Origin of the sequence: Candidatus Oleimmundimicrobium sp. (genome assembly GCF_030651595.1) — a bacterium.
In the GTDB taxonomy this organism is placed as follows: Bacteria; Actinomycetota; Aquicultoria; order UBA3085; family Oleimmundimicrobiaceae; genus JAUSCH01.
In genome coordinates, this window is record NZ_JAUSCH010000029.1 from 1 (window position 1) to 23,351 (window position 23,351).

Sequence of the window (23,351 nt, forward strand, 5' to 3'; positions counted from 1 at the left end):
TGCATGGCTGTCGTCAGCTCGTGTCGTGAGATGTTGGGTTAAGTCCCGCAACGAGCGCAACCCCCATCCTATGTTGCCAGCATTAAGTTGGGGACTCATAGGAAACTGCCCCGGTCAACGGGGAGGAAGGTGGGGATGACGTCAAGTCATCATGCCCTTTATATCCTGGGCTGCACACGTGCTACAATGGCCGGTACAATAGGCTGCGAAGGGGCGACCCGGAGCGAATCCTTTAAAACCGGTCCCAGTTCGAATTGAAGGCTGCAACTCGCCTTCATGAAGTTGGAGTCGCTAGTAATCGCGAATCAGCAACGTCGCGGTGAATGCGTTCCCGGGCCTTGTACACACCGCCCGTCACACCACCCGAGTCGTCTGTACCCGAAGTCGCTGGCTTAACCCGCAAGGGAAAGAGGCGCCGAAGGTATGGGGGGTAAGGGGGGTGAAGTCGTAACAAGGTAGCTGTACCGGAAGGTGCGGCTGGATCACCTCCTTTCTAGGGAGTTTTGTTCACAAGGAGCAATCCCATCTTTCGAGATGGACCTCTGGAATAAGTCGACCATTAGCTGCAACAACACTGTTTAGTTTTGAAGGACCAAACCGGTTAGGCCGGAGGTTCTTACTTAGTTTTTAGTTTCCGGTTATTTAAGTACCAGAGATTAAAAACTAATGTTTTGCTCAAAAGCATTTTGTACCTTGAAAACTACACAGCGAAAATCGAGTAATATAAAGTCAAGTTATTAAGGGCACATGACGGATGCCTTGGCATCAGGAGTCGATGAAGGACGTGATAAGCTGCGATAAGCCTCGGGTAACTGCAAATGAGTATCGATCCGGGGATTTCCGAATTGGGGAACCCACCTCGTTTAATAGCGAGGGATCCGTATCTGAATACATAGGGTACGGAAGACAACCAGGGGAACTGAAACATCTAAGTACCCTGAGGAAAAGAAAGAAATTTCGATTCCCATAGTAGCGGCGAGCGAACTGGGAAGAGCCTAAACTCGTTGGGCGTGATAACCTGTAGGTGTTTCCTGACGAGGGTTGTAGGAGTCATCTGGCTTTGCTACAGAAGAGCCGGAGAGTTACAAAATTGGTTTTTAGTTGAAAAACTTGGAACAGTTTGCCACAGAGGGTGAAAGTCCCGTAAGCGAAAAAAACCAATCTCTCGATGATTTCCTGAGTACGGCGGGACACGAGAAATCTTGTCGGAATCTACGAAGACCACTTCGTAAGGCTAAATACTCCCTGATGACCGATAGTGAACTAGTACCGTGAGGGAAAGGTGAAAAGAACCCCGGGAGGGGAGTGAAATAGTACCTGAAATCATGTGCTTACAAGCAGTTCGAGCCCGCCATTGGCGGGTGAGAGCGTGCCTTTTGTAGAATGAGCCGGCGAGTTACTGGTATCTAGCAAGGTTAAGCTGTATGGCGGAGCCGTAGCGAAAGCAAGTCTGAATAGGGCGTTTAGTTAGATGCCGTAGACCCGAAACCGAGTGATCTATCCATGGCCAGGGTGAAGCTCCGGTAAAACGGAGTGGAGGCCCGAACCCACCAGCGTTGAAAAGCTGGGGGATGAGTTGTGGATCGGAGTGAAAGGCTAATCAAACTCGGTAATATCTGGTTCTCCTCGAAATAGCTTTAGGGCTAGCCTCAAGTGTTTAATTTTGGGGGTAGAGCACTGATTGGACTAGGGGCCCTCACCGGTTACCAAACCCAGTCAAACTCCGAATACCAAAATTTTAGAGCTTGGGAGTCAGACTATGGGGGCTAAGCTTCATAGTCGAAAGGGAAACAGCCCAGACCGCCAGCTAAGGTCCCTAAGTATGAACTAAGTGGGAAAGGATGTTGAAGCGCAAAAACAGCCAGGATGTTGGCTTAGAAGCAGCAATCATTTAAAGAGTGCGTAATAGCTCACTGGTTAAGCGAATCAGCGCCGACAATTATCGGGGCTCAAGTTCATCACCGAAGCTGCGGACTTACTTTTAGTGAGTGGTAGAGGAGCATTCCCTATTGGACGAAGTCGATTCGTAAGGATCGGTGGACGATAGGGAAGAGAGAATGCCGGCATAAGTAGCGAGAGACGGGTGCGAAACCCGTCCGCCGTAAACCCAAGGTTTCCTGGGGAAGGTTAATCCGCCCAGGGTTAGTCGGGACCTAAGCCGAGGCCGAAAGGCGTAGGCGATGGATAGCTGGTAGATATTCCAGCACCACCGAGTTGCGACAAAGACACGATGGGGTGACACAGTAGGGTAGGCCATGCGCGGCGTTGGTTGTCCGCGTTCAAGCACGTAGGGGGCCGGGATAGGCAAATCCGTTCTGGCATTAAACCCTGAGGTGTGATGACGAGCCGATTGAGGCGAAGTGGCTAATCCCACACTGTCAAGAAAAACCTCTAGTGAGCAACTAGGTGCCCGTACCCCAAACCGACACAGGTGGGTGGGGTGAGAATCCCAAGGCGATCGAGTAATTCCTCGTTAAGGAACTCGGCAAAATTACCCCGTAACTTCGGGAGAAGGGGTCCCTCATTAGCGTGATTACCTTACGGTATAAGCGTGAAGAGGGTGCAATAAAAAGGCCCAAGCGACTGTTTACTAAAAACACAGGTCTCTGCTAAGTCGTAAGACGATGTATAGGGGCTGACGCCTGCCCGGTGCCGGAAGGTTACGAGGAGATGTTAGCGAGCCGTTAAAGCAAGCGAAGCATTGAATCTAAGCCCCGGTAAACGGCGGCCGTAACTATAACGGTCCTAAGGTAGCGAAATTCCTTGTCGGGTAAGTTCCGACCTGCACGAATGGCGTAACGACTTGGGCGCTGTCTCAACGAGGAGCTCGGCGAAATTGTATTACTCGTAAAGATGCGAGTTACCCGCAACAGGACGGAAAGACCCCGTGAACCTTTACTGTAGCTTGACATTGGATTTTGATACATTCTGTGCAGGATAGGTGGGAGGCTGTGAAACCTCGACGTTAGTCGAGGTGGAGCCAACCTTGAGATACCACCCTGGATATATCGAAATTCTAACTTCGTTCAGTTATCCTGGTGAAGAACAGTGTCAGGTGGGCAGTTTGACTGGGGCGGTCGCCTCCTAAAGCGTAACGGAGGCGCCCAAAGGTTTCCTCAGCACGGATGGCAATCGTGCGTAGAGTGTAAGGGCAGAAGGAAGCTTAACTGCGAGACCTACAAGTCGAGCAGAGACGAAAGTCGGCGCTAGTGATCCGGCGGCTCAGAGTGGAATGGCCGTCGCTCAACGGATAAAAGGTACTCCGGGGATAACAGGCTTATCCTGCCCAAGAGTCCATATCGACGGCAGGGTTTGGCACCTCGATGTCGGCTCATCGCATCCTGGGGCTGGAGAAGGTCCCAAGGGTTTGGCTGTTCGCCAATTAAAGCGGTACGCGAGCTGGGTTTAGAACGTCGTGAGACAGTTCGGTCCCTATCCGTTGCGGGCGCAGGAAACTTGAAGGGAGTTGTTTCTAGTACGAGAGGACCGAAATGAACGAACCTCTAGTGTACCAGTTGTCGTGCCAACGGCATCGCTGGGTAGCTATGTTCGGAAGGGATAACCGCTGAAAGCATCTAAGTGGGAAGCCCACCCTAAGATTAAGTTTCCCATCCAAAATGGAGTAAGATCCCAGGTAGACTACCTGGTTGATAGGTCATAAGTGTAAGCCCGGTAACGGGTGTAGCTGAGTGATACTAATAGATCGAGGACTTGATTTTTATTCGAATTTTGCTGTGTAGTTTTGAAGGCACAATGTTACAATTAAAAATTGAAAATGGTTTTTTAGATTAAATTTAAAATTTGCACTTTTCAATTTTTAATGGAGCATAGCGACAGTTTTCGGTGGTTATAGCGAGTAGGGTACACCTGTTCCCATTTCGAACACAGAAGTTAAGCTACTCAGCGCCGATGGTACTGCACTGGCAACGGTGTGGGAGAGTAGGACGCCGCCGAATCTATTTTAAAAGAACCCTTTTTTAAAGGGTTCTTTTTATTTCCCCAAAACTTTTTTGTGGGCGGGCAACAGCTCCGGATTGCGCGCGCCTACTCAGTCGATTCTTTCATTGCGAAATTGCTATTTGTCCTAACGGACACGCAATTCCTGCCTGCCGGTAGGCACGGTGCCGCAGATGTTCAAATCTCCTTCGTTTAACGGCGTGCTCATATATCGCTGTCTGCCCGACCCACCCGGGTTTTAAAACCAAAATCAATAAAAAACTTTTATTTTTGGTTTTCCTGGAGGCTGGAGACTGGTAGCTGTATTTAAATGATATGGCATATAAGTAAAAATTAGTGCTCTCATATATTGCCCACGAGCAACCCACTCAGGTTTGAACCCCCAAATCTTTTAAAAAACTCTTTTGATTTTGCTAAAGGCTAGAGGCTAAGGGCTGGCGACTGGAAGCTGGCAAGAGCTATGAGGGGAAAAGGCCTGGTATCTGAGTAATGAGATGGACTTAGTTTTTTGTGAGGTGTTGGAAGTAGGAACAACCAAACAGGCAGAAGATTGACCGCTAACTGACTTAAATCGACCGCTCATTGGAAATTAGCGGTCGATTTGTTTTGTTTAAGGTATATATAAAACTCAGAGCATGATTTCTACTATGATACGGGAATCAGTTTAGCTTAATTGTTTAAAAGGAAGGAGTAGAGATGGGAAAAAATAAAGAAATAGATTCAATGATGCGTGAGGAGAGAGTATTTTATCCCCCGAAAGAATTGTCCGAGAAAGCTTATATAAAGAGCATGGATGAGTATGAAAAGCTCTATAAGGAATCTGTGGAAGACACGGAGGGTTTCTGGGGGAGGATGGCGGAAGAGCATCTTAGCTGGTTTCGTAAGTGGGATAAGGTGTTAGAGTACGATTTTTCAAAAATCGGTGAGGTCGAAGGGCCTTACGTTGAATTTTTTAAAGGAGGCAAACTTAACGCTTCTTACAATTGCTTAGACAGGCATCTTAACTCCTGGAGAAGAAATAAGGCGGCCATTATTTGGCAGGGAGAGAAAGAGGAAGATAAACGTACCCTTACCTATCAACAGCTTCATTCCCAAGTTTGTCGATTTGCTCATGTATTAAAAAAGCATGGGGTGAAGAAGGGCGACAGGGTAACCTTGTTTTTGCCCATGATACCCGAATTGGCCATAGCAATGCTTGCTTGCGCGAGAATTGGGGCAATTCACTCCATCGTATTCTCAGCCTTCAGCGCGGATGCTTTGAAGAACAGGATACTTGATTGTGAGTCCAAATTGGTTGTTGCCGCCGACGTGGGCTATCACAAAGGGAAAGTTGTTAATTTAAAAGAAAAGGTTGATGAAGCCCTTCGTGATTGCAGTGAGGTTGAGAAGGTTATAATTATTCGTCAAGGCAATTCAAAGATGCATATAGAGCCAGGCAGGGATCACTGGTGGCACAAGGAAATGGACCCCGCTGAGGTTTCGAATGTTTATGAGCCCGAAGAAATGGATGCAGAGGACCCGTTATTCATTCTTTATACAAGTGGCAGTACCGGGAAGCCAAAAGGGGTTATACATACCACGGGAGGATATCTTCTTCACACCAGTCTTACCTCTCGTTGGATATTTGACATTAAAGATGAGGACATTTTTTGGTGCACGGCGGATATCGGGTGGATAACGGGGCACTCTTATATCGTATATGGCCCGCTAAGTATAGGTGCTACAGTCTTAATGTTTGAGGGCGTTCCAACCTATCCTGAACCCGACAGATTCTGGGAAATAATTGAGGAGAACAAAGTAAACATTTTCTACACTGCCCCAACGGTTATCCGGGCCTTAATGAGAATGGGGGACGATTGGCCAAACAAGCATGATTTATCGAGCCTTCGGGTGCTTGGGACTGTGGGTGAACCGATAAATCCGGAGGCCTGGATGTGGTATTACGAGGTAATTGGGAAAGAAAAATGCCCCGTTCTTGATACTTGGTGGCAAACGGAAACCGGTGGGATATTGATTACTCCGCTGGCGGGAGCTACTCCTACAAAACCAGGTTCGGCCTCAAAACCCTTCTTTGGGGTGGTGCCTGAAGTTTTAAGAAAGGATGGCACCAAGGCCGATGTAAACGAGGGTGGTCCTCTTGTGATTACAAAACCATGGCCCGGAATGCTTCGGGGGATGTATGGCGATAAGAAGAATGAGCGCGTGAAACAAGTTTATTTCTCGATGTTTCCCGGCAAGTATTTCACTGCTGACGGGTGCAGAGTTGATGAGGATGGATTTTATTGGCTGATGGGCCGAATTGATGATGTAATCAATGTTTCGGGGCACAGAATAGGAACCGCGGAAGTGGAGAGTGCCCTGGTTTCTCACGAATCGGTGGCTGAAGCGGCGGTCGTTGGGTTCCCTCATGAAATTAAAGGACAAGGAATTTATTGTTATGTTACCTTAAAAGAAAAAGAAGATCCCTCTGACGCGCTCAAAAAAGACCTTGTTTCTCATGTTAGAAAAGAGATAAGCTCCATTGCTACTCCGGATAAAATTCAATTTACCGACGCTTTGCCAAAGACACGTTCGGGCAAGATAATGCGAAGGATTTTGCGAAAGATAGCAGAAGGTGAAATTGGAGCTATAGGCGATACTTCTACTCTGGCCGATCCTTCAGTTGTGGATGCATTAGTTAAGGAGAGGCAATAGATTGTTTAAATAAAGGGTCCGTGGAAACGGGCCCTTTTCTTTTTGTAGAATAGTTTCTTCATTTTTTTGCTCGTCCAAAAATTTTTTTGTGGGCAGGCAGGCGAGGCGAAGGCGGAGCAATCTCATGAGTAGCAGATGATTGCTAATTAATCTTACTTAGGCTAAGAAGCCAACAGCTAATAAATATTGCACAACGTCATCCAATGTAGTAATTTATAAACTTAGCTGATTGAAAAGGAGGGGAAGTAGTGAAAATAACGGAGGATATGACAATTGCTCAAATTATGCAAGCAAAACCCGAAGCAGTGGACATCTTTTGTGAGCGGGGGATGGGTTGCATCGGATGCGCTATAGCTAGCGGGGAAACGCTTACAGAGGCGGTAACAGTTCACGGATTAAATTTGCAGGAGCTTTTAGATGAGTTAAATAAAAACGCAGATGAATAAGGGAAAGACTAAAACCATTCCAGTATTTATGGGATATTTAAAGATATGCCTGGCGGCTATTATCTGGGGCTCGCTGGGCATATTTGTTAGGGTTATAAATCTCCCTATAACAGAAATAGTATTTTTTCGTGTTGTCTTTGCGGCCACCGCTACTTTTGCGGTTGTTGTCGCGCAAAAAAAGTTGTTTCAGTTAAAACTCAAAAGACATCGTGGCTTGATGATACTTAGGGGCGCGGGCCTTACCATAAATTGGTTAATGTTTTTTTGCGCCATTAGGTTTACGACAATTGCCAATGCTGTTTTGCTGACATATACTGCTCCAATTTTCATCGTACTTTTATTGCCAATATTCTTAAAAGAAAAAATTGAATTAAAAACGATTTTTTCTTTGATTTTATCTATGATTGGCATCACTTTAATAATTTTCCCCGGTCTTAAAATTGGTGCCGGAACTCATCTTTTTGGGATGATTTGTGCTTTGGGGGCAGCGATAACATACGCTCTTCTCGTCATTACAAGTAAATATTTGCTTGATGAGTACACGCCTGCCTCTTTGGTTTTTTATGAGTCTTTTATCTCTTTTCTCATTCTAACTCCTTTTATGTTTGTAAATTTTTCGAAGCCAACCAGTGGCGAATTGCTGATTTTAATTATAATGGGCGTTGTAAATACAGCTTTAGCGGCTTTCCTTTATATAAGCGGTCTTAAGCAGGTAAAAGCTCAGCACGCGGGAGTTCTTGCTTATTTAGATCCTTTAACGGCTACAATTCTTGCAATCTTATTTTTATCCGAAGTTCCAACTATCTATACGGTTGTTGGCGGAATATTGGTTTTGATAGCGGGCTTAAATATTATCATTCAAAAGCGTATAGAGCAGCCTCTGATACCGGATTGAAAAAAAAGTTAGCTATAGACGATTTTAATTAGAGATATTCTTGCTAAAAAGAACAAGAGCCCAATAAGCCACCACCATTTTTTAAAAAAAATGCTGTCCAATGTTCGATTATTTTGCATCCAGACCCAAAAAAATCCGACAGTGTATCCTAAAAAGCATCCGGCTATAATGTCGCTTAGGTAATGCACCCCAATGTAGATGCGGTTGAGCCCGACGGCTAAAGCGTATCCCAACCAAACATATCTAATTAATTTTACTTCTTTATGTTTAGCAAGAGCGGATACTCCCAATAAGGCAACGATGCTAAAGATTAAAGTTATGTGCCCACTTGGGAAAGAGTAAGAGCAGTGCGTCCCCAAAGGGGTAATGGGGAGAACTTCATATGGACGAGGTCTGGCAATGATTATCTTTAATGTTTCTGAGATTAGAGTGGCTGAAGTAATACTTAACCACATGGCCGGAAGCCATTTATCTTCTTTTTTTAGCAAAAAATATAATGAGAGAAGGGCAAATAAAATATATGCTACCCAAAGTTCTTTGAAAAAAGATATAAAAGGGTTTAGGGATTCTACTCTCTGATTGGCAACAAAACTTACAATTTGTTTATCGAAAATAAAAGACAAGATTATAAGAAAGATGAAAATAAGGTATTTGCGAGTGCAACTCATCATTTCTCCTAAAAAAAAAGCCCCTGGAAGGGGCTTTTTGATTTCAAATATAGCTAAAGACAATTAGATTTTAACTACATTTACAGCATGTGGTTTTCCATCTTTGCCTTCTTCGACGTCAAATTCGACTCGATCTCCTTCATGGATAACCTTAAAGCCTTCTCCCTGGATGGCAGAGTAATGAACAAAAATATCTTCTCCCCCGTCCTGCTCAATGAAACCATATCCCTTTTTTGCATCGAACCACTTAACCGTACCCTGAACCATTGTTTGACCTCCTAAAAAGTTAAAAAATATTACTGGTTCAGAATAACTTTCTCGGCGAATAAAGTCAACAAAAATTTAACCACCTGTAATTACATAGGTGCTAGCGAACTTTTTCAATGGCCTTATGAACGATGTTGTAGTGGGTATATCCTCCTTTATGGAGGATAGTGTCGCCGAGTTCAGGGTCCATTTTCATACTCGCGATGCAAGGATAACTGTGCCAGTATTTGGCCACCACCCCATCTATATTTTCGTTTAGTTTTTTCCCTATGAGTTTGTGGGCTACAAAGTAGGTTGCTCCACAAGGAGCGCTTATAATAACTTTTGCGTTTTTTATAACGCCATTTTTTATTTCAATCTCAATCTCCGGTTTTCCAACGCGAAAATAGTTAATGAATTTGTTTATGTGAGGATGCACTTCGTTTTTTTCGAGTGAGCAAAAAGGTTTTGGAAAGGCGCATTCCAGTTTGAGCCCGGCGCAGATTTGTTTTATTTTATTTCTTGCCCATCGGGTTAGCCAATCTGGATGTTCAATTGGAGCAATTATTCCTTTAGCCCCCGCTTTTTTTACTGCTTTTGGCAAGGCGAGCAAGATATCTTCATGAACATTTATGGCAAGCAATATGTCGTGAGGGGGAAGTTCTGCGGGAAGGTATTTTTCAGGGTCATCTATATAATAAAGGAGCTCAGCTGGCAGTTTATGTATTCCCACAATATCTTCAGAAAAATTGAGATGATAATTTTTGCGGCAGTTAACACACTCATCTCCGCAACCTGTGCAGACAGAGGGCTCGTTTGTTAAATGTTTAATCAACTTTTTCGCGTAGCCGTCATCAAATACAGAGTGAAAAGGAGCAACTTCTTTAGGCACCCATTTGTCAGGACAGATTATAAATATCTTCATCTTATACATGCAAGCCTTTCAGTGTTTAATATATTATAACGAATAAAGAAATATTTAGAATGCTTGGGAAGAAGAGCAAAAATTAAACCATGCAATCTCTGCATTCTCCTGAAAATTCTGAATCAGCCACAATAAAACAAGGTTCTTTGGTGAGATTTGGGGGCTCGCTTAAATAAAGAACCTGTTCTTTTTTGCTTCCATACCGGTAAATTGTGATGCCTTTGCATTTAAGCTCGTATGCCAGCATAAATATCTTTTTTATGTCATCTTGCGATGCGCTCTCGGGCAAATTTACCGTTTTTGAAACGGCGTTGTCAGTATATTTTTGAAAACTTGCCTGCATTTTAACATGGTGTTCGGGTGGAATATCAAAAGCGGTTACGAAGAATGTTTTAACATCCGGCGGTATCTCTTCAATATCTTGAATTGAGCCCAAATGAGCAATTTTAGCTGTTAACTCCTCGCTGTAGAACCCCCGTTTTTTTGCGATTTGTTCAAAGAAGGGGTTGGACTCGAAAAGCTTGACTCCTTCCATTACATTTCGCATAAAGGAGACGGCAAAGAGCGGTTCGATTCCGCTGGAAGTTCCGGCAATTATACTTATTGTTCCAGTTGGGGCTATGGTTGTTGTGGTGGCATTTCGCATGGCCTCAAAGCCAAGCTTATCCCAAACACTTCCCTTAAAATTGGGGAAAGAGCCTCTTTCTTTACCTAACTCTGTAGATTTATTTCTGGCTTCTTCTAAGATAAATTTCATTATTTTAGTGCCAATTTCCAAAGCTTTTTCGGAGGAGTAGGGGATTCCGAGCTGAATAAGCATCTCGGCAAAGCCCATCACGCCTAATCCTATCTTTCTATTTCCTTTTGTCATTTTCTCTATTTCGGGTAAAGGAAATTTGTTGGCGTCTATGACGTTATCGAGAAAATGAACTGCTGCCTGAACAGTTTTCTTGAGTTTCTCCCAGCTCACTTTATTATCCATAACCATTTTTGATAGGTTTATGGAGCCAAGGTTGCAGCTTTCATAGGAGAGGAGCATCTGTTCGCCGCACGGATTTGTGCTTTCAATTTTTCCCAGTTCCGGAGTTTGGTTGCGTCGGTTAATCTCATCGATAAATATTATTCCCGGGTCTCCCGTCTTCCAAGCGGCAAATGTTATTTGGTCAAACACATGTTTTGCCCGGAGCTTCCTTACAACTTCTTGGTTGCGGGGGTTTACGAGCTCATATTCACTATTGGTTTTAACTGCTTCCATGAATTGGTCAGTAACTCCAACTGATAGGTTAAAGTTGGAGAACCTTCCTTCCTCTTCCTTTGAGGCTATAAAATCAAGGATATCCGGGTGGTCGACGCAAAGGATGCCCATGTTGGCGCCTCTTCTTTTGCCACCTTGTTTTATTACTTCGGTTGCCATGTCGAATACGCGCATGAATGAAAGCGGGCCCGAGGCGACTCCTTTGGTTGTCTTAACTATATCGCCTTTTGGCCGTATCTTTGAAAAAGAAAAACCTGTTCCTCCTCCGCTTTTGTGTATTAAAGCCATGTGTTTTACGGCGTCAAAAATTTCTTCTATCGAGTCTCCGACCGGCAAGACAAAACATGCTGAAAGCTGGCCAATATCGGTTCCCGCGTTCATCAGGGTAGGGGAATTAGGAAGAAATTCAAAGTTTGCCATCATTTGGTAAAATGTCTTTTGAAGAGATTTTAAATCAACGTTTGGATTATACTTTTTATCTGATTCCGCAATTACTCCGGCGACCCGGACAAAGAGTTCTTTGGGTGATTCTACCACTTCACCTTTGTCATTCTTTAAAAGGTATCTCCTTTGTAGCACTTTAGCGGCGTTCACTGTAAGTTTTAACTCATTTTGAAGGCCCAATATCTTTTTTATCTCTCTTAACTCTGCTCTTTTTTGTCGGTAAACTATATAGGCCTTGGCTATTTTTGAAAGGTTTGCTTGAATGAGTGTTCGCTCGACGATATCTTGGATATCTTCGACACCTGGGATTATGTCCGGCTCGCATTCTTTTTTGAGAGTATCAACAACTTCATTTGCTAATTCATTTGCTAATTTTTTGTTGGGTTCATTCGTGGCCGCGGAGGCCTTATAGATAGCTGTTGCTATTTTACTTTTATCAAAATCGACAATGCGCCCGTCTCTTTTGCGAATTTTGGAAATTGGGCTCATTTTAGCTCCCTTAACTTTAGAATGGTTATTTTGCAGTTGTTAGGATGTTCATCTTTAAGTTTATAATATTTCATTGCCAAAATACTGGCAAGGAGTAAAAGGATAATTTGTATCTGTATTTTTAAGAAAGGGGTTAACAATAATTAACTTCTAACAGTCAAGGGAGGTTAATTATTTGAGAAATTAAGGCGAAATGAGGCCGTGAGTCTCGAGAATTGACTGGTTCGACAGCACTTTTTCTATTTCATCATCGGCGACAATTTTTCCTTCATCTATGATAATTGCCCTTTTGCAGAGCTTTGCGGCTTCATTTAAATTATGAGTTACAACTACTTTGGTTACAGGGAGGGAATCGAGTATCTTAATTATTTTTCCTCTCCCCCTAGGGTCAAGATTACTAGTTGGTTCATCTAAGACAAGTATGTCCGGCTCCATCGAAAGAACGGTGGCAATAGCAACTCGTTTTTTTTGGCCAAAGCTTAAATGATAAGCCGAGTGCTTTTCAAACCCCTCCATCCCTACTGATGCCAGCGCCTTACTTGTTCTCATTAAGATTTTCTCTTCAGTAAGACCCATATTAACTAATCCGAAGGCGACATCTTCAAAAACAGTAGGGCAGAAGAGCTGGTCATCTGGGTCTTGAAAAACAAGGCCGACTCTTCTTCGTATCTCTTTTAAAGTGTATTTATTAATGGGGAGGCCAAACACCTTGATTTCGCCATCTCCTCTTAATATGCCGTTTAAATGAAGGATAAGTGTGGATTTCCCGGCGCCGTTGGGGCCGAGGAGGGCAATGGACTCTCCATGTTCGACAGTGATGTTTACGTTGTTTAGCGCCACCGTTCCATCCGGGTACTTGTAATGAAGATTTTTTATCTCAAATGCTTTATTGTGATGCAATTTAACTCCCCGAAACTAATTTTGTTAGTGTATGAGAAAAATGCGATAACACTGCCAACGAAACGATAAGTGTTGTGAAAGCAATATCCCTGAAGATGATTGGGCGCTTATCTAAAGTTTTTGCTTCTCCATCATAGCCGCGAGAAAGCATGGCTGAATAGATACGCTCGCCTCTCTCGTAACTTCTTAAAAAAAGAGTAGCCGTCATCTGCCCGATGGTGCCAGTTTGCCAAATCCACTTGCCCTCAAAATTTCTTGAATCGCGTGCTCTTTTCATCCGCATAGTTTCGTTGACCACCACGAAGATGTATCTGTACATGAAAGAGGCGATTGTTATGAATATTTTGGGGGTTCCCACTTGTTTTAACCCATCCATAAGTTCGTTAAAGGGGGTGGTGGAGGTGAGCAGAGTGAGGGCTGCTACTCCAAAGAATGCTTTTATTGCTATATTAAAAAGAAGGATAATTCCACTTTGGTAAAGCGTTAAACCCCAAAGATTGTAGCTTCCCCCTCCACTTCCCATGAATGGAATAAACAAGGTAATCATTAAGATAAAAGGTACGGTCACCATGACTCTTTTTAAGATAAAACCAAGGGGTACTTTGGAAATAAAAAGCAGTGTAAAAAAAATTAGATAGTAACCCCCGAATGCCTTTCTGGCATTCGGGGGAGTGGTTACACACAGCAAAATCAAGGCGAAGAAGCTAATGATTTTTGCTCTTGCCCCAAGATCTCTTAAGGGGCTTTTAATTTCGCTATATTTGTCGATAAAAAAGTGCTTCATTAGGCTTTAATTGTCTCTTTCTTCATTAAAAGTTTAGCTAGGCCGTAACCTAAGGCAAAAGTAATGGCGGTACCTACCAGTCCCGCTGCTCCCGTGGCAACAGCTCCTTCCCCAAAACCCGGCATTGTGTAATCGGGAATGGGTGATTTTTCCCAAATTTCTGCTCCTTCGGTTCTTGAGAGGAACCCTTTATCCTCAGCAACTTTTTCGAGGCCATCTGGCCAAGAAGAGGCAAAAGGTGAGAGAAGTATTGCAAGAACAAAAGATGTAATTAAAGCGATAAGGACAAATTTTTTCATATTATTGGCCACCATCAACACCTCCTGAATTCTTAGAACCGAGAACATTGTTTTGGTCGTAAATTTTTACTAAATCGGGCCTGTTGTTTAAGACGACACCAATGACAACTGTTGTTATTATTGCCTCGCCGATGCCAATTAAAGCATGGACTCCCATCATTGCCGGCAGGGCAACTTTGAGTGGTGATGTGCCGGATAAAGCAAGTTCAATGGCACAAAACGCGGAAGCGGAAACGACAGAAAGCCATGAGGTTACCGCAACAGCACTCAGGAAATAAAAACGGTTCTTTGGTAAAAAAGATTTTATGGCTATAAAAACATAATAAGCCATAATTCCACCAATTATTCCCATGTTAAATACATTTGCCCCCAGGGCAGTTAAACCACCATCGGCGAATATTAACATTTGAACAAATAACACCACCGTTATGGTAAGACAAGAAAACCATGGACCCAAAAGCACCGCGGCTAAAAAAGCCCCCAAAAAATGCCCCGATGTGCCACCGGCTACGGGAAAATTTAACATCTGTGCGGCAAATATAAAAGCCGCGGTTACTCCAAGAAGCGGTACTTGTTTGTCGCCAAGTTCTTCATTGGCTTTTTTTAAACCATACCCAACAGCCACAGCGGACATTGCTGCAGTTGTGGCCAAGGTTTTTGCGTCCAGAAAACCATCTGGAATATGCATAGTTAATCCCTCCAATAGATTTTATTTGTGAAATCCTTCGGGACCCCTTCGTGCTAGCGCACTAAACTTTAGATATTGTTACTTCGTTTTTGTGATGGTGATGGGTTGAAAGGTGGCTTACTTCAGAAAACGCTTTCTTTAGAGAATCTCTTGCTTCTGCCGTTTTCTCTTTAGAATTTTCTACATAATTACTTAGGTGTTTGTTCCCGATTAAATCTGCAATATTTTTCCACTGAGAAATATTCTTCTCTAAAAGCTCATTTGCCTCAATTAGTTGGTGGAATGCAATTTTAATTTGGGTGTAATTGACACCGTTTTCACACATCTTCTCCGCCTCTTAAAGATAAAACTACCTTAAAGTTTGGAATCTTCGTGACCCCGGTTGGGATAAATGTTAACAGACGAACCCCTTTTAAGCAAGCGTTACTTTTCTGTCAAAATTACTTGATGGTCAAGCAGCTTTATCTCCTTGAAATTTGCGTTGACGAATTTTTGCTCGCCGAAGAGATCGACAAGGTGTAATTTATCGCCCTCGGGCTTAATAGTTATTACGTTTTCCATACATTCTTCCAGTTTTCCATCTTTTTTTTCTATGTAGACCTTTGCTTCGCACATCTACTGCTTTACCTCCTTTAAACCAAGTTTTTTTCTTATTAATTTAACAACTTCCTCCATTAGGTGAGGAAGGGGTATTTGCTCCACTCCAATTAAATTAACATGAGGGTGTGAAAGAGGAAGCAAGATTTTTTCTGCTTCACATCCCGCTATAGACTCAGCCATTTTAGGAGTTAGCTCTCCCATAAATGAATTGGGGATGACGATGGAGATTGGGCCAACTACTATATCCGCTTTTTTTAATGAAAAACTCAGCGCGTTTTCGCCACTTGCCGCACGATTTGCTCCGGCTTTCATCATATTACTTGCGGCTATGGCATTGGTTGCCAAAATCATTATTTCAACTTCTCCGGGCAGGTTTTCGCGAAGGCGGGTTACTATCTGGCGGCCTATGCTTCCACCCATGCCATCAATTACAGCGATTACCATAAGCTTATTTTATCCATTCAGATAGCTCTTCTAATAGATTTTTTTTAGGGATTGACCCAACTAATCTCTTCTTAACTTCGCCACTTTCAAACAAGATCAATGTAGGGATGCTCATTACCTCATATTTGCCTGCGGTTTCTTGGTTTTCATCTACATTGAGTTTGCATACTTTGAGTTTGTTCTTGTACTCAATAGCTATTTCTTCAAGAATCGGAGCTATTGTTCTACAGGGGCCACACCAGGAAGCCCAAAAGTCAACCAAAACAGGCTCCTTGGCTTTAATAACCTCATTCTCAAAGTTGTCTTTACTTAAATGAATTACGTTCTTTTCGCCCATGGTCGCCTCCTTTTTTACATAGCCATACTTTTACAGATTTTTGTTTTTCATTTTTTCCAGATATCTTTGTGCGGAGACCCCTGCCAGTGCACCTTCTCCTACGGCCACAGCAACTTGCTTTAATTTATTTTGTCTCACATCTCCCGCGGCAAATATACCGGGGAGAGACGTTTGTAGCTCATCGTTTGTTACAATGTATCCTTCGTTGTTTAATTCCAAAACACCTTTTACAAAGCTTGTATTTGGAACACTTCCAATATAGACGAAAATTCCGTCGATGGCTATCTTGCTTTCATCCCCGCTTTTTTTATTTCGAACAATGCAGCCTTCTACCTTGGACGTCCCCAATATTTCTTTAATTTTAGAGTCCAAAATTAACTTTATCTTCTTATCTTTAAGGATTCTTTCTTGTAAGATTTTATCAGCTCTAAATTGGTCTCGCCTGTGGATAATAAAGATTTCTGAGGCAAATCGAGTTAAAAACAGGGCCTCTTCAATTGCAGCGTTACCTCCTCCGGCAACAATAACTTTCTTGTCTTTAAAAAATGCTCCGTCGCATGTAGCACAATAAGAAACGCCTCTTCCGGTAAGTTCTTTTTCTCCCGGAATATTTAGTTTTGCCGGAAAAGCCCCGGTAGCTATGATGATTGTTTTTGCAAAGTAGCTTCCTTTATTATTGACTTTTATCTCGAATGCTCCATCCTTCTTTTTCAGGGAAGTTGCCTTGGATAAAAGGGAAATTTCCAGGCCAAATTGCTTTGCTTGCGCCTCCATTTTTTGCGCAAGTTCCTGCCCTTTAATTACATTGGGAAATCCGGGGTAATTTTCAACATATTCTGTTGTAGATATCTGGCCACCAGGCAGCCCTTTTTCCAAAAGCAAGGTTTTTAGTTTTGCTCTTGCAGCATATATGCCGGCGGTTAGTCCTGCCGGCCCGCCTCCGATAATGATTAAGTCATAAAAATCGTTTGTATTATTCATTTTTATCTCCACTATTTTCAATAGTAGTTTTAATTTGAGTGATGTTTTGCTTGGCTTCCTCAGCTGAGGGGCCTTCAGGAAGGAGCTCCAAATATCTCTCGAACTCTTTGAGGGCATTTTTTAGGTCATTTTTCCCCCTCCAAAAAACAATACCTAAGTTAAAATGCGCATTGGGATGATTGGGGTCTATTTTTATAACTTCTTGGAACTCACGTATGGCAGCATCATTCATGCCAAGATAAAAGTATGCTATCCCCAAGTCAGTTCGTACGTTTGTGTTGTTGGATTGTATCTCTAGAGAGCGTTGATACATATTTATGGCTAGTTGATATTGTTTGTTGTCAAAATAAAGATTGCCTAAACCCACTAATGCTTGAAGATCATTTGGGTTATCCTCCAGTGCCTTGAGACATTCATTTTTTTTAGATTGGTATATTTCTTGCTCGGAGGTTACTTCTGGTGGGGCACTAGAAGGTTTTTGGGAAGGAGGGAACCCCCCCAAATATAAGATTGTGAAGATTGTCAAAACCAACAGAACAACCAATACCCAAGGTAAAATAACTTTCCACATTGGTTTTTTAAATAAAACAAAGCCTTTTTTAGAAGATGTTTCTTTGTGTTGGGTATTTATACCCAAAGTTTGGGCTTTTAAAAGCATGTTAAGGTCACTTGTTATAAGGATTACCCTGTTGGGATTTTTTTTATGAATTTGATAAGTTATGGCTAATATGCGATCGTCTGTAATTTTTAGATTTAGAGATTTTGGCACTTCGGGGAAGGGTTCCAATGTTGCGATTTTGATTGTGGTTCCATTTTTTATTTGGACACCATCGCTTAACTTGCCTTTCTCTGAGAGATTAAAAAGATTTCGGGATACCTCTCTGCCATGGTGCTTAATATCGCTGCTAACATGGGCCATCTTTAATTTATCTATTTCCGAAAGCACTGTTTCAGGGATTATTACTTCGGCCTCGGTAAAAGAGTAAATGATATCCGGGTCTTCCAAGAGTACATTTGTATCTAAGACAAAAATATGTTTCAAATTTATCTCCTTGAACTCAGCACTTTTTTCTTAATGAGCAACAATTAATATATTATATAATCTTTTTCTTTTGCCTGCATAGTTAGAGATAAACTTAAAGAGCCCAAGAGAGAAGCATGGCTTGTTTTATGGTTAACTTAATTGGCGGACTATCTGTCCGCGACAAGGCTCATCAGGTAGATTTTTTATTGATTCCGCACGAAAAATTGTTAAAAACAGATGATAGCTTATCCGTTATTTCTGTCACATTTAAACTGCCGCAACGTGGACATTTTATTTTTTCTTGTTCCTGTTCCTCTTCTTTAATCTCAAATTTCAGGTGACAAGCCAAACAGGTAAAAATTTTCATTTAAATACACTCCTTTAAAATGTAATCCTGTCATTATAATGACATTTTATCTTTTTAAAGTTAAAATTAAAACAAAAAACTAGCATTTTTATGAAAGAGGTGAGTGAAGTGAGTGATTTGTTGGTACGAGATCTTATGCATTTGGGGGTTGTTACATGTGACGTTCAAACTCCTGTAAATGTGATAGCTCAGATGATGGTCGATAATGTAGTTCATTGTATTGTTGTAGTTGATGAAGCTGGTGAGGCTTGCGGAGTTATTTCTGACCTTGGATTAATGAAGGCTTATGGAAAAGATGCTGAAAAAATGACTGCTGAAGATATATTGGGAGGCAGCCCAATTATAGTTAATCCCGACGCGCTTGTTTCTGAAGCTGTCGCGATTATGCAAGAGAAACATATTCATCATTTGGTCATTATGAGTGAACCCCCTTTACGCAGGCCCGTAGGGATTCTGGCGGCTAGTGATGTAATTAAAGAGATGGCCAAAAGATATGGCGCTAAATAGTTGATTTAGTAAGTTAAGTGGTTACGGACATCAGTTTTAAAAGTGAAGACAAAACCTCGCTTTTAACTTAACTTTTGTGTTCTCGGTATATTTTTAATCTTCTTTTACCCGATGATGGTCCTTGATGTTCCATTTTAGTTCCTTGCCCGTAAGTAATCCGGGAAGCCTTGGCGCGCGTTTTCCGATTATTACGAAGGGCAATCGGGGGATGACTTTCCAAGCCGAAAGCTCATCAACCAAACAGATGTTTAATAGACCGTCATCGTTTCTGGCTTGTGGCGTGATTTTGAAACCACTGCCATAACTTATGTTATTGTTTGCTGTAATCAGGACAATTTTTGCTCTTTTAAATTTCATTTGCATTCCTTTAAAATAAGATAGGTGCCAAATGAATTCAATAAAGAGGATGAGAAGTCCTCCTTTATTTGGGGCGGAGAAATTGTAGGAAAAGTTGGATGGATGGAGAAGAAGCTAATGAGGTGATTTTTGTGTCAGTATCTTCAAAGTTTTTTGGAAGAAGGATTTATTTTTTAATTTCTATTCTTATCTTTATGTTTATCCTTCCGATCGGAGCTTCGGCCAAGGATTATTATTTTCCGAGCGTTGATATTGATGTGACGGTAAATTCGGACGGTTCTTTCGATGTTGTTGAGAACAGAACTTTCGACTTCGACGGCGATTTTAGTTGGGCCGCATATATCCTCCCTCTTTATAATGAGGAGAGGGAGAAATTTTATGACGTTACGGGTTTTTCAATTTCGGAGGGTGATGTTATTTACGAGGAGTCTGCTTCCTCGCAGCCGGGGACGGCTCAAATTACAAGAAGCGGCGATGTAATTTCAGCCAAATGGTTCTTTTCTGCAAGCGATGAACAGAGGACATTTACAATAAAATACAGGGTGGGTAACAGTATCGATGTTTACTCTGATTTGGCGCAGTTTTATTGGAAGTTTATAGGGACCGGCTGGAAGAAGGAAATTGGTAACTTTGTGGCAACAGTGAATCTGCCCGAAGGGGCATCTAAAAAGGAGATTAGGGCTTGGGGACACGGTCCCTTATCTGGGGAAGTGACTATTTTAGATAGTCAGACTGTTAAGTATGAGATTTCAAATTTACCGCCTGAAATCTTTATGGAAGGCCGGATACTTTTTCCTACTTTACTGGTCCCTCAGGCGGAAATTGATTTCGATGAGCCGATACTTGAAGATGCTTTGGTTGAAGAGGCAGAGTGGGCAAGAGAAGCGAATGAGGCGAGGGAAAAAGCGAAGGAGGAACTGCAAAGGAGAGAGAAGTTAAGTCAAATGGGTATGGTGGCCTCCATTATAGTTGCGCTCGTGGGTTTTGTCTTCTTTTTGTTTATGTGGTTTATGTTTGGAAAGGAATATAAAACTGATTTTGAGGGCGAATACTATCGTGAGTTGCCGGCGGATTATCCTCCCGCGGTAATGGGTTATTTATGGCGTTTTGGAAGCATAAACACAGAGGATATGGTCTCAACTATAATGGATTTAGCTAGGCGCGGTCATATGAAGATAAAGGAAAATGTGGTTATAAGGAAAGGGTTTTTTAAAAAGAAAGAGGATTATGATTATACGATTGCAAAAATGGATAAGTCTTCCGACGGCTTGAAAAAGTTTGAAAAAACTCTTTTAAATCTCCTTTTTAATAAGGTAGGGAATGGGCAAAAAGTTAGCCTGGAAGAAATTAAAAAATACGCAAAAAAACATTCCTCTTCTTTCCAGAGTTTCTTCAAGAACTGGAAAAAAGAAGTTGTTTCAGATGCTAAGAAACAGAAGTTTTTGGAGAGAAAAGGGCTTGTAATAGGATTAAACATTTTGGTTTCGATGACGGTAATCATATTTGGCATATTGATTTTAGCAACGTGGGAAATTTCGTGGGGCTTTATCGCAATTGTTTCGGGGATTATCCAGCTTCTTCTTTCGTTTTTGCTAAAAAGGCGTTCATATAAAGCTGCTTTGCAGTTTCAGCAGTGGGCTGCTTTTAGAAAATTTTTACTTCATTTTTCAAACATAAAAGAGGCACTCCCGAGCTCCATGGTAATTTGGGAGCACTATCTTATTTACGCCATTGGTTTGGGTGTGGCAAAAGAGGTGATAGAACAGCTAAAAATTGTTATTCCCACAATAAACGAGGGGGTTGCAACAACATATGCCGGACCTGCTTGGTTTGAATCAAGTCGCGGTGTCGGGGGATTGAGCGGCTTGGAGTCGCTCAGCAACAGTTTCGCCTCGGTTTCGGCCGTTGCCTCAAGCGCCATGAGTTCAGCAAGTGGCGGTGGCGGCGGCTAGATTAGCCGGGAGTTTGTCAGTTGACAGTCGGGAGCAAGTTCGAATTAAAAAATAAAAAATAAAAGTTAAAAACGATATATAAAAATGAAAAAGTTTAAAATTCTTAAAGACATTTTTAGTTTTTCGACTCTAAGCTTTCCCGCTCTATGCTCTCGGTTTTTCTATATTCTATACGCTATAAGCTATCGGCCGGTTTACTTATAGAGCGAAACAAATCTCTCAATTGATCTATCGTAAGTTTTTTCTACTTCGGGTGGGAAGAAGCATCCGGGAAGCTCTCCTCTATCTCTATGATAAGCCACACACTCGCAGCACTTTCCTTTTCTGCTGCAAGGTTCGTATGTGCAGTTGCAAATTTTTTTATTTTCCTCAAATGTGCATTCCATAGTACCTCCTTACAGTCGGTAGTTTCTTAGTCGGGAGTCGGGAGTAAGTCAAAATGAAGAATTAAAATATAAAAATGAAAAAATATATAGAAAAGTGAAAAAAGTTTTAAAAACATTTTTAATTCTACGTTATGGTTCCCCATTTTTTATTTAACTTTACCCATACTCGTTACTTCTCCTTTGCCACTTGCCATTAGCCTTTTTGACTTTTGACGATTTTTTCCTTATTTACTTCCCATGTTTATTTATAACTAAGCCGGTGAGTAGTTTTGGATAGAAATAAGTCGATTTTTGGGGCATTTTTTCCCGATTGCTGGCAACAGCTCTTACCTCTTCAACTTTGGTTGGGTTAACCAATAAGGCAATTTTATATTCTCCCTTATCGACGAGCTCAAGCGCTTCATTTTCATCAGGTGTAAATTTTATCGATTTATGTTTGATTAGATTTTTATCTTTTATACCGATGATTTTTTCGATGAGTAAGGAGTGAAGTATGGTTATGTCCAGTTTTTTCCAATCTTGGGAGTGCTCTGATGGGATTAACTTATCCATAATGTTTTCATCTTTTAAGATAAGCAAGTGGTATTTGTTTGTTCCCGGATATATTCCAAAGGCATGTGTTTTGTTAAATTCGGCAGAAAGTCTTTGACTAAAAATATTTTTTATCTTTTCTTTGTTGCCTTCATTGAATTTAAAGGATTCAATTTTAAAGAAGTTGGCAGCTTTCTCTAAAATTTCATTTTCATCAGGCAAAGAAATATCTTTAATTACTCTGTGGACGGGTAAGACAGACAGGCCTTCATCGTTCATATTTACAAACATCATCATTACGTAATTAAACCCTTCGATTCCGGAATAGTTGTTAATTTTTTTTCTCATTTCGTTTCTATAGTTTAATGCAGTTTCATAACGATGATGCCCATCGGCTATAAATATTGTCTTATCTTTCATGAGTTGACTAATTTTTTTGATGATTTTTTCGTCGAAAACTTGATGTAAGGTGTGATTTGCTCTGTCTTCATCGATTATTTTAATAGTTGATTTATCGTCCGGGAATTTTTTAAGTATGTTGTCTATTTTCCCTTCCGGGTCTAAATATAATGAAAAGACTTGACTAAAATTGGTCTCGCAGGCCCTTAGTAGATTGAGGCGGTCAACTTTAGCTTTAGGGAATGTTTTTTCGTGAGGCAAGACTTTGCCGCTCTCGAAATCTTCAAGTTTAAGAAGGGCTATAAAACCAACGCGGCTTACATCCCTTCCTTTTGCTTTATATTTTTGCTTGTAGATATAAATTGCGGGTTTGTCGGAGGGGAGCAAAACGTTCTGGTTCAGCCAATTTTTTAAATAATTTGCGGAACGAGTATATTTGTTATTGAGCCCGTTGTCGCCCGGTTCGTTTTTACCCAGAACGAGACGAACTACGTTATACTCACTTTTCCTATAAAAATTTTCCAGTTCTTCGGGGGATATAACATCGTAAGGAGGAGCTGTAACATCTTTTAAGTTAATCTTACGATTGTTGTAAGTAATGCCTTTAAATGGTTTAATTTCAATCAAAATTTTCACCTTTTTTTGAATTTGCGACACAACAATTTTACGTGAGATGTTTGTTTTGGACAACAAATTGTTACATTTATTTTTAAGTACAAGTAATGGTTATTACAGAAAAGAGATTTTGGGGATAAAAGGTTTTTTTCAAAAGATTT

The 23,351-nt window shown here is 41.6% G+C and carries 23 protein-coding genes and 3 rRNA genes; 8 read left to right on the top strand and 18 right to left on the bottom strand.

All coding sequences use genetic code 11. From position 1 onward, the window contains the following. The 6 genes from Q7U95_RS01995 to Q7U95_RS02020 form a co-directional block, all read left to right on the top strand. Positions 1-493 (top strand): 16S ribosomal RNA (locus tag Q7U95_RS01995); the annotation flags it as partial. Positions 494-727: 234 nt separating this feature from the next. Beyond that, positions 728-3,719, top strand: a 23S ribosomal RNA gene (locus Q7U95_RS02000). A gap of 120 nt (positions 3,720-3,839) precedes the next feature. Next, a 5S ribosomal RNA gene (gene rrf / locus Q7U95_RS02005) occupies positions 3,840-3,956 on the top strand. A gap of 697 nt (positions 3,957-4,653) precedes the next feature. Further along, the gene (gene acs, locus Q7U95_RS02010) at positions 4,654-6,651 is read left to right on the top strand and encodes an acetate--CoA ligase (protein WP_308751601.1); all 1,998 of its coding nucleotides are present in this window, start codon (positions 4,654-4,656) and stop codon (positions 6,649-6,651) included. Between the two features lie 248 nt (positions 6,652-6,899). Continuing rightward, complete coding sequence (locus tag Q7U95_RS02015; protein WP_308751602.1) at positions 6,900-7,097, top strand: DUF1858 domain-containing protein; 198 nt, start codon at positions 6,900-6,902, stop codon at positions 7,095-7,097. Beyond that, positions 7,090-7,992: an EamA family transporter gene (locus Q7U95_RS02020; RefSeq protein ID WP_308751603.1), complete on the top strand. Its 903-nt coding sequence runs from the start codon at positions 7,090-7,092 to the stop codon at positions 7,990-7,992. Before Q7U95_RS02015 ends, Q7U95_RS02020 begins: the two co-directional genes overlap by 8 nt. A gap of 8 nt (positions 7,993-8,000) precedes the next feature. On the opposite strand, the gene Q7U95_RS02025 is transcribed toward Q7U95_RS02020, so the two are convergent. From Q7U95_RS02025 to Q7U95_RS02095, 15 genes are all read right to left on the bottom strand, one after another. Continuing rightward, positions 8,001-8,660, bottom strand: coding sequence for a phosphatase PAP2 family protein (locus Q7U95_RS02025; RefSeq protein ID WP_308751604.1), 660 nt, complete (start codon positions 8,658-8,660; stop codon positions 8,001-8,003). A 63-nt stretch (positions 8,661-8,723) separates the two neighbouring features. Continuing rightward, a complete protein-coding gene (locus Q7U95_RS02030; protein ID WP_308751605.1) occupies positions 8,724-8,927 on the bottom strand; it encodes a cold-shock protein in 204 nt (67 codons plus the stop codon). A 100-nt stretch (positions 8,928-9,027) separates the two neighbouring features. Beyond that, on the bottom strand, positions 9,028-9,831 hold the full coding sequence (locus tag Q7U95_RS02035; protein WP_308751606.1) for a DUF166 family protein: 804 nt from the start codon (positions 9,829-9,831) through the stop codon (positions 9,028-9,030). Between the two features lie 82 nt (positions 9,832-9,913). Further along, positions 9,914-12,019, bottom strand: a complete 2,106-nt coding sequence (locus Q7U95_RS02040) for a vitamin B12-dependent ribonucleotide reductase (protein ID WP_308751607.1) — start codon at positions 12,017-12,019, stop codon at positions 9,914-9,916. Between the two features lie 183 nt (positions 12,020-12,202). Beyond that, positions 12,203-12,919, bottom strand: a complete 717-nt coding sequence (locus tag Q7U95_RS02045) for an ABC transporter ATP-binding protein (protein WP_308751608.1) — start codon at positions 12,917-12,919, stop codon at positions 12,203-12,205. 1 nt (position 12,920) lies between these two features. Then, on the bottom strand, positions 12,921-13,703 hold the full coding sequence (gene cbiQ, locus Q7U95_RS02050) for a cobalt ECF transporter T component CbiQ (RefSeq protein WP_308751609.1): 783 nt from the start codon (positions 13,701-13,703) through the stop codon (positions 12,921-12,923). Then, positions 13,703-14,002, bottom strand: a complete 300-nt coding sequence (locus tag Q7U95_RS02055; protein ID WP_308751610.1) for a PDGLE domain-containing protein — start codon at positions 14,000-14,002, stop codon at positions 13,703-13,705. The genes cbiQ and Q7U95_RS02055 overlap by 1 nt, the downstream gene beginning before the upstream one ends. Before the next feature lies 1 nt (position 14,003). Continuing rightward, the gene (locus Q7U95_RS02060) at positions 14,004-14,690 is read right to left on the bottom strand and encodes an energy-coupling factor ABC transporter permease (protein ID WP_308751611.1); all 687 of its coding nucleotides are present in this window, start codon (positions 14,688-14,690) and stop codon (positions 14,004-14,006) included. A gap of 61 nt (positions 14,691-14,751) precedes the next feature. Beyond that, positions 14,752-15,015 (bottom strand): hypothetical protein, encoded by a 264-nt coding sequence (locus Q7U95_RS02065; RefSeq protein WP_308751612.1) that lies wholly within the window; start codon positions 15,013-15,015, stop codon positions 14,752-14,754. 98 nt (positions 15,016-15,113) lie between these two features. Continuing rightward, on the bottom strand, positions 15,114-15,305 hold the full coding sequence (locus Q7U95_RS02070; protein WP_308751613.1) for a CooT family nickel-binding protein: 192 nt from the start codon (positions 15,303-15,305) through the stop codon (positions 15,114-15,116). Then, entirely contained in the window at positions 15,306-15,734 is a 429-nt protein-coding gene (locus Q7U95_RS02075) for a DUF3842 family protein (RefSeq protein ID WP_308751614.1), read from the bottom strand. A 4-nt stretch (positions 15,735-15,738) separates the two neighbouring features. Beyond that, complete coding sequence (gene trxA, locus Q7U95_RS02080; protein ID WP_308751615.1) at positions 15,739-16,071, bottom strand: thioredoxin; 333 nt, start codon at positions 16,069-16,071, stop codon at positions 15,739-15,741. A gap of 30 nt (positions 16,072-16,101) precedes the next feature. Continuing rightward, on the bottom strand, positions 16,102-17,052 hold the full coding sequence (gene trxB, locus Q7U95_RS02085) for a thioredoxin-disulfide reductase (RefSeq protein ID WP_308751616.1): 951 nt from the start codon (positions 17,050-17,052) through the stop codon (positions 16,102-16,104). Then, positions 17,045-18,094, bottom strand: coding sequence for a PIN domain-containing protein (locus tag Q7U95_RS02090; RefSeq protein WP_308751617.1), 1,050 nt, complete (start codon positions 18,092-18,094; stop codon positions 17,045-17,047). The genes trxB and Q7U95_RS02090 overlap by 8 nt, the downstream gene beginning before the upstream one ends. 172 nt (positions 18,095-18,266) lie before the next feature. Beyond that, entirely contained in the window at positions 18,267-18,443 is a 177-nt protein-coding gene (locus Q7U95_RS02095; protein ID WP_308751618.1) for a hypothetical protein, read from the bottom strand. Positions 18,444-18,551: 108 nt separating this feature from the next. Here Q7U95_RS02095 and Q7U95_RS02100 point away from each other — a divergent pair, with 108 nt between their 5' ends. Next, positions 18,552-18,950, top strand: coding sequence for a CBS domain-containing protein (locus Q7U95_RS02100; RefSeq protein ID WP_308751619.1), 399 nt, complete (start codon positions 18,552-18,554; stop codon positions 18,948-18,950). Positions 18,951-19,043: 93 nt separating this feature from the next. On the opposite strand, the gene Q7U95_RS02105 is transcribed toward Q7U95_RS02100, so the two are convergent. After that, on the bottom strand, positions 19,044-19,307 hold the full coding sequence (locus Q7U95_RS02105; RefSeq protein ID WP_308751620.1) for a hypothetical protein: 264 nt from the start codon (positions 19,305-19,307) through the stop codon (positions 19,044-19,046). A 98-nt stretch (positions 19,308-19,405) separates the two neighbouring features. Between Q7U95_RS02105 and Q7U95_RS02110 the strand changes: the two genes are divergently transcribed. Continuing rightward, positions 19,406-21,259 (top strand): DUF2207 domain-containing protein, encoded by a 1,854-nt coding sequence (locus tag Q7U95_RS02110; protein ID WP_308751621.1) that lies wholly within the window; start codon positions 19,406-19,408, stop codon positions 21,257-21,259. Positions 21,260-21,453: 194 nt separating this feature from the next. Here Q7U95_RS02110 and Q7U95_RS02115 read toward each other — a convergent pair whose 3' ends face one another. Both Q7U95_RS02115 and Q7U95_RS02120 read right to left on the bottom strand, forming a co-directional pair. Next, the gene (locus tag Q7U95_RS02115; protein ID WP_308751622.1) at positions 21,454-21,645 is read right to left on the bottom strand and encodes a DUF6485 family protein; all 192 of its coding nucleotides are present in this window, start codon (positions 21,643-21,645) and stop codon (positions 21,454-21,456) included. A gap of 228 nt (positions 21,646-21,873) precedes the next feature. Further along, complete coding sequence (locus Q7U95_RS02120; protein ID WP_308751623.1) at positions 21,874-23,202, bottom strand: DUF1015 domain-containing protein; 1,329 nt, start codon at positions 23,200-23,202, stop codon at positions 21,874-21,876. Positions 23,203-23,351 lie beyond the last annotated feature (149 nt).